This is a genomic window from Nonomuraea sp. 3N208 (assembly GCF_052245935.1).
Lineage (GTDB): Bacteria > Actinomycetota > Actinomycetes > Streptosporangiales > Streptosporangiaceae > Nonomuraea.
Map to the genome: position 1 here is coordinate 36485 of NZ_JBQQBR010000068.1, position 6453 is coordinate 42937.

General features: G+C 70.2%; 7 protein-coding genes. 3 read left to right on the forward strand and 4 right to left on the reverse strand.

Annotated features, from left to right (window positions below; all coding sequences use genetic code 11):
- Position 1 precedes the first annotated feature (1 nt).
- From ACTWPT_RS55365 to ACTWPT_RS55380, 4 genes are all read right to left on the reverse strand, one after another.
- Complete coding sequence (locus tag ACTWPT_RS55365; protein ID WP_443185613.1) at positions 2–1012, reverse strand: hypothetical protein; 1011 nt, start codon at positions 1010–1012, stop codon at positions 2–4.
- Positions 1009–1491, reverse strand: a complete 483-nt coding sequence (locus tag ACTWPT_RS55370; protein ID WP_443185614.1) for a SigE family RNA polymerase sigma factor — start codon at positions 1489–1491, stop codon at positions 1009–1011. Before ACTWPT_RS55370 ends, ACTWPT_RS55365 begins: the two co-directional genes overlap by 4 nt.
- Before the next feature lie 105 nt (positions 1492–1596).
- On the reverse strand, positions 1597–2562 hold the full coding sequence (locus ACTWPT_RS55375; protein ID WP_443185615.1) for an adenylate/guanylate cyclase domain-containing protein: 966 nt from the start codon (positions 2560–2562) through the stop codon (positions 1597–1599).
- 29 nt (positions 2563–2591) lie between these two features.
- Complete coding sequence (locus ACTWPT_RS55380) at positions 2592–3335, reverse strand: FadR/GntR family transcriptional regulator (RefSeq protein ID WP_443185616.1); 744 nt, start codon at positions 3333–3335, stop codon at positions 2592–2594.
- Positions 3336–3424: 89 nt separating this feature from the next.
- Between ACTWPT_RS55380 and ACTWPT_RS55385 the strand changes: the two genes are divergently transcribed.
- From ACTWPT_RS55385 to ACTWPT_RS55395, 3 genes are all read left to right on the forward strand, one after another.
- Complete coding sequence (locus tag ACTWPT_RS55385) at positions 3425–4912, forward strand: ABC transporter substrate-binding protein (RefSeq protein WP_443185617.1); 1488 nt, start codon at positions 3425–3427, stop codon at positions 4910–4912.
- Positions 4909–5847 carry an ABC transporter permease gene (locus ACTWPT_RS55390; RefSeq protein ID WP_443185618.1) on the forward strand — a complete coding sequence of 313 codons (939 nt, stop codon included), beginning with the start codon at positions 4909–4911 and terminating at the stop codon, positions 5845–5847. The genes ACTWPT_RS55385 and ACTWPT_RS55390 overlap by 4 nt, the downstream gene beginning before the upstream one ends.
- An 8-nt stretch (positions 5848–5855) precedes the next feature.
- The coding region (locus tag ACTWPT_RS55395; RefSeq protein ID WP_443185619.1) for an ABC transporter permease at positions 5856–6453 on the forward strand (598 nt) is incomplete at its 3' end.

Below are 6453 nucleotides of genomic sequence, written 5' to 3' on the forward strand. Positions count from 1 at the left end.
GCTACTTCGCGTACACGGCTGCCGACCAGCGGACCGGACGGTTCGTCGACTCCCCCCACAGGCCAACCCTGCCGGTGATCGTCACTCGCTTGCCCTTGGGGACCTTGTGCTCGCTCATCGCCAACGGGTACGGCCCCTTCGTCCATACGCCGCAGTTCACGCTCGAGTTGGTGCTCTTGCCGTCGATCTCGTACGTGAACCACGTCCGCTGACTCAGGTCGCCCGCGCACAGCTGCTCGATGCCGATCTTCCCGCCCCGGCTCTCGACCACGAGCGTGAAGGACGAGTCCCGATCCCACAGGCCCGAGGCCGTGTCGGCCAGCCTCATGCTGCCCAGCTTGCCGGGAAAGTCGCGGAGGGCTCCCGGGTCGACCGGGCGCGCGGGCGGCGTCCATTCGTAGACGGCCAGCCTCCAGTCGGCCCGCTCGATCTCGACCGGCCGGCACGGCGCGCCCCGCTTGGCGCTGACGCATCCCCCTCCGCGGACGGTCGTGTCGAACTCGACCGTGACCTCGCTGACGCCCTCGGGCACGGTCAGCGGGCGCAGGTCCCTCCAGTTCTTCCTCATGCACGGCGAGAAATCGGGGCCTTCAGTGGCGCGGCCGTCGATCCGGATCCGTGGGGACACGTTGGCGAAGTCGCCGTCGCATACCGCTGCCACGTCCAGCGGCTTGCCGGAGACGGGCACGGTGACCGTCGCCTTCTCCGGGCCCTTGGCCTTGATCGTGGCCGAGGCCAGGAGGCGGTACTCCGTGCCGTCCTCGGCCGTGAAGCGCTCGGGCAGCTCCGGCCCGGCCTGCGCGGCCACCGCCGTTGTCTCGCGCGGCTGCTCGCCGGGCAGCAGCGCCACCCCCACCACGACCGCCGCCGCCACTGCGACGCCGGCCGCCACCCGGCGGCGCAGGCGGGTCCTGCGAACGCGGGCGCGGACCTGGTCGTGGCGGTACGGGTTCGCCGGCGACGGCGCCCCGGCCCGCTCCCGCAGGACGTCACGCAGGTCTTGCACGGTCATCGGTGCAGCTCCTTCACGATCGACTCGTCCACTCGCAGCTTGGCCAGCGCCTTGGCGGTCTGGCTCTTGACCGTTCCTTCCTGGCAGCCGAGCAGCCCGGCCACCTCGGCCACCGGTAGGTCCTCGTAGAACCGCAGCACGATCACCGCCCGCTGCCTGGCCGGCAACCGGCCCACCGCCTGCCAGAGCTCCTCACGCGGTCCCGCCGGGTCGTACGCGACCGCCGCGTCCGGCAGATCCGCGCTGGGCAGCTCCCTGCGCCATCGGCGCCGCCACCAGGACGTGTACGTCGTCACCAGCACCCTGCGCACGTACGCCTCGGGCTCGTCGATGCCCGGCCACGCGAACCACGCCTTGGCCAGCGACTCCTGCAACAGGTCCTCGGCCGTGCCCCAGTCGCGGGTCAGCAGATACGCGGTGCGTAACAGCCGGTCGGACCTCGCCACCACGAAGTCCTGAAATATGGCTCTATCAGCCAACGTGAATGCCTCCCGTCAGAGCTTGCTGACGGTAGTGACGCATCGAGCGCGATGCCAGGTTGCCTGTCCGCCGACCGGCTCCCGCCCGGTTGGCGGAGACGCCCGTCAACCGGCTTCGGCCCGCATGATGGTGAAGGGGGCCATCTCGCCCAGCCCGCGTACCGACAGCCTGTCGACCGGCCGCAGCCGGAAGGCCCGGTCGCCCTCCAGCTCCTCGGCCATCGCCGGATCGGCCAGGATCGAGCCGGGCAGCGACAGCGCGGTGAGCCTGCTCGCCAGGTTGACGGTGGTGCCGAACACGTCGCCCATCCGCCAGATCACCGGTCCGGACGCCAGCCCCACCCGCAGCTCCGGCAGGCCCCTGACGCGCGCGTGCGTCTCGACCAGGCGCAGCGCGATCTCGGCCGCCACGTGCGCCTTGTCGGCCACGAACAACACCGAGTCGCCCAGCGTCTTGATCACCCGGCCGCCGGTGGAGGTGACGACGTCGGCGGAGCCGCCCTCGAACCTGTCGATCAGCCGGGCCAGCTCGCTGCTGGTGATCTGCCTGCTCAGCCGGGTGAACGCGACCAGGTCCGCGAAGCCGACGGCCAGCCGTACCGCGCTCATGTCCTGGTCGGCCATGCGGCCCGCGGCGGCGGCGAGCTGGCGCTGCCAGGCGTAGACCAGCAGCTTCGCCAGGTCGGGCACCACCCGCTCGGCCCTCCGGCGCCAGGCCCGCGGCCGGTCGGCCAGCGGCACGCCCGCCTGGTCCAGGGCCTCCACACCCAGCTCGGCCTGCGACTCGGCCAGCCTCGCGGTGGCCCCGCCGAGCGAGCGGGCCATCAGCAGCACGTGTTCCTCGTCGTAGAGGCCCGAGCTGACCATGCCGAGCAGCGTCTTGAGCGCCTCGACGTCCGAATCGGTGAACTCGACGGCGTCGTCGGCCACGTTCGCGAAGCCCAGGGCACGCCAGAAGCGCCGCGCGCGGTAGACCGGCACGCCCGCCATCTCGGCGACCTGGTGGCTGGTGTAGCGGCGCGGCTCGCGCAGGAAGGCCTCTGTCAGCCCGTTCTCATCCCCGCGGCCCACGCGTGCAAGATAGCACTGTGTGGGGCAAATCACTCTAGGAGGGCTTGCATGGCGATTCGCTCTTCCTCGAGAACGTAGCCGGCGTAGTAGTCGTACATCGACCTGCGCGAAAGCCGGGCGGCCAGCGGGCCGTCGCCGGCGCGCACGGCGGCCAGAACCTCCTCGTGGTGGGCGATGCTCCGGCGCATCAGCGCCTCCTGGTCGGGAGCGACGGCGATCCTACCGGCGACGAGGTCGACCACGACCGACCGCACGACGTCCGTGCAGACCTGGATGAGCGTGTTTCCGCTGGCCCGCGCCACCACGTCGTGGAAGGCGACGTCCGCGGCGCTGAAGGACTCGCTGTCCGCCTCCTTCATGCGCTCCACGGCCGCGGCCATCTCGGCGAGCTGCTCCTCGGTGCGCAGCCGCGCCGCCAGCAGGATGGCCGCCCCGTCCATCACCATCCTGAATTGCACCAGCTCTCCCAGCGACAGCTCCGCCACCCGAGCCAGCGTGGTCATCGACTTGTGCAAGGCGGCAGGTGAGAACGGCAGCACCTCGGCGCCGTTCGGGTCGCCGGGCCGCGAGCGCACCAGGCCGCGTGCCTGCAGCACCCGCAGCGCCTCGCGCACGGTGGACCGGCTCACCGAGAACTGCACCATGAGCTCGCGCTCGCTGGGCAGCCGCCCGCCCGGGCAGAGAGCGCCGCTCTCGATCGCCCCCTCGATCTGCTCCACGATCCGCTCATAAGCACGTACGGTGCGCACCGGCTCGAACTGCGGACCACTCATGGACGTCCCCCTTGACCCGAGCCGCCGTCGGCTGGCAATGTGCGTAGCCTACTGGTCCGACCAGTGCACTAGCCAGGAGGCTGCAAGACATGAGGCGCATCGGAATCTGGATCGCCGTAGGCGGTCTCCTGCTGAGCGCGGCCGCCTGTGGCGGCGACTCCGGCGGCGGCACTTCCACCCCCGCGGCCCAATCACTGTCCGTCGGCTTCGTGGCCGAGCCCGCGAACCTGGACTTCACCTCCACCGAAGGCGCCGCCATCCCGCAGGCGCTGCTCGTCAACGTCTACGAGGGCATGGTCAAGCTCGATCAGACCGGCAAGGTCGTGCCGCTGCTGGCCGAGAAGTGGGACGTCTCGGCTGACCGCAAGACCTACACGTTCACGCTGCGCAAGAACGTGAAGTTCAGCAGCGGGGCGCCGTTCACCGCCGATGACGTGGTGTTCTCGCTCGACCGGGTCAAGAGCGACTGGAAGCTGAAGATCAAGTCGCAGCTCGACGTGGTCGACAAGGTGGAGAAGAAGGACGACTCCACCGCCGTCGTCACACTCAAACGGCCCAGCAACGGCTTCCTCTACTCGATGGCGACCAGGCTCGGCGCGATGTTCAGCCGCACCGGCGTCGCCGACCTGGCCAACAAGCCCGTCGGCACCGGTCCGTACGTGCTGGGCTCGTGGCGGCGCGGCGACTCCATCCAGCTCAACGCCAACCCCTCCTACTGGGGCACCAAGCCGCCGCTGTCGTCGATCACGCTGAAGTACTTCAAGGACGCCACGGCGATGAACAACGCGCTGCTGACCAGCGGCATCGACGTCATCTCCAGCGTCCAGGCACCGGAGTCGCTGCAGCAGTTCGCCGACCCCAACCGCTTCCAGACGGTGGAGGGCACGACGAACGGCGAGGTCGTGTTGTCGATGAACAACGCCCGCGCGCCGTTCAACGACAAGAGCGCCCGCCAGGCCGTCCGCCACGCCATCGACCACAAGGCGCTGCTGGACACCGCCTGGGCCGGGCGCGGCCAGCTGATCGGCTCGATGGTGCCGCCCACCGACCCGTGGTACGAGGACCGCACCGGCGACTACCCGTACGATCCGGCCAAGGCCAAGGAACTGCTCGGCGGCAAGACGCTGACCGTCAAGATGCGCATCCCCAACCTGCCGTACGCGGTCGCCAGCGCCCAGGTCGTCAAGTCGCAGCTGGCCCAGGTGGGTATCACCGCCGACATCGAGCCCCTGGAGTTCCCGGCCCGCTGGCTGGACGTGGTGTTCAAGCAGGGCGACTACGACCTGTCCATCATCAACCACGTCGAACCCCGCGACATGGGGATATTCGCTGACAAGTCGTACTACTTCCATTACGACAATCCCGAGTTCGGCAAGCTGCTCGCCTCCGCCGACGAAGGCACCGAGCAGCAGCAGACCGACGACCTCAAAAAGGCCGCCACACTGCTGTCCGACGACGCCGCGGCCGACTGGCTGTTCCTGTTCCCCAACCTGATCGTGGCGAAGAAGGGCGTCACCGGGCTGCCGAAGAACGCCATCGCGGAGGCCTTCGACTTCACCGCGCTCGCCAAGCAGTGATCGTTTACCTGCTCAAGCGGCTGGTGGTGCTGCTCGCGAGCACCGCCGTGGCCGGAGTGACGGTGTTCGCGTTCATGGCGCTGCTGCCCGGCGACCCGGCCGAGATCGCGCTCGGCGTCAACGCCACCCCGGAGGCGGTGGCCGCGCTGCGCACGCAGTTCGGCACCGACCGGCCGGCCGTCGCGCAGTTCTTCGACTGGTTCGGCGGGCTCGTCCAGGGCGACTTCGGCGCCTCGTACGTGACCAGCTCGCCCATCGGCCCGCAGATCAGCGACCGCCTGGGTGTGACCGCGGTGCTCGTGCTCGGCGGCATGGTGGTGGCGCTGGTCATCGCGGTGCCGCTCGGCACGTTCGCCGCCGTGCACCACCGCAACCCCCTGGGCGCCGCCATCAGCGCGGTCAGTCAGGTCGGCATCGCCGTCCCGGCCTTCCTGGCGGGCATCCTGCTGGTGTTCGTGTTCGCGGTGCAGGCGCAGGCGCTGCCGTCCGGCGGGTACGTGCCGATCACCGAGAGCCCGGGGGAGTGGCTGCGCAGCCTCATTCTCCCCTGGCTGTCGCTCGGTCTGGTCCAGGGCGCGGTGCTCACTCGCTACGTCCGCAGCGCCGTGCTGGACGTGATGCGTGACGACTACCTGCGTACCGCCCGCGCCAAGGGCAGGGGCAGTACCGGCGCGCTGTGGCGGCACGGCCTGCGTAACGCCTCGATCCCGGTCGTCACCGTGCTCGGCCTGCAACTGGCCACGCTGCTGATCGGCGCGGTGGTGGTCGAGCGCGTCTTCGTCATCCCCGGGCTCGGCGACCTGCTGCTCAACGGCGTGGCCGGGCGCGACCTGCTGCTCGTCCAAGGTGTGGTGATGGTGCTGGTCGCCGCCGTGCTTCTGATCAACTTCGTGGTGGACGTGACCTACCACCTGCTCGACCCGAGGTTGCGATGAGAGGCCGCATGAACGCCGCGCTGCTCGTCGGCGGCACGCTCGTGGCGCTGGTGGTGCTGGCCGCGCTGGTGTCGTTCTTCTGGACGCCGCACGACCCGACGCTCGTCGACGCCGCACGCAAGCTCCGAGCGTCCGGCGACGGCTACCTCCTCGGCGCCGACAAGTTCGGCCGCGACACCTTCAGCCAGCTCATGGTGGGGGCCCGCACCACCCTGTACGTCGGCATCGTGGCCGTCGGCATCGCCGCCGTGCTCGGGGTGCCCTTGGGAATGATCGCCGGCATGTCGCCGTGGGGCTGGCTCTCGGAGTTGATCATGCGGGTCAACGACCTCGTCTTCGCCTTCCCCGCGCTGCTGCTGGCCGTCATGCTCGGCGCCGTCTACGGCGCCGGCACGCTCACCGCGATGATCGCGATCGGGGTGGCCACCGTGCCCGCGTTCGCCCGCGTCGCCCGCGCCGCCACGCTCCAGGTCATGGTCACCGACTACATCCTCGCCGCCCGGGCCGCCGGGCGGCGCCGGACCGCGATCGCGGTCCGGCACGTGCTGCCGAACATCGGCTCCGTGCTGATCGTGCAGGCGTCGGTGTCGTTCGCGATCGCGATCC

Bases quoted from the DNA above. Each gene is read 5' to 3' on its own strand.
- ACTWPT_RS55365 (WP_443185613.1), bottom strand. From the start codon at position 1,012: ATGACCGTGCAAGACCTGCGTGACGTCCTGCGGGAGCGGGCCGGGGCG.
- ACTWPT_RS55385 (WP_443185617.1), top strand. From the start codon at position 3,425: ATGAGGCGCATCGGAATCTGGATCGCCGTAGGCGGTCTCCTGCTGAGC.
- ACTWPT_RS55380 (WP_443185616.1), bottom strand. From the start codon at position 3,335: ATGAGTGGTCCGCAGTTCGAGCCGGTGCGCACCGTACGTGCTTATGAG.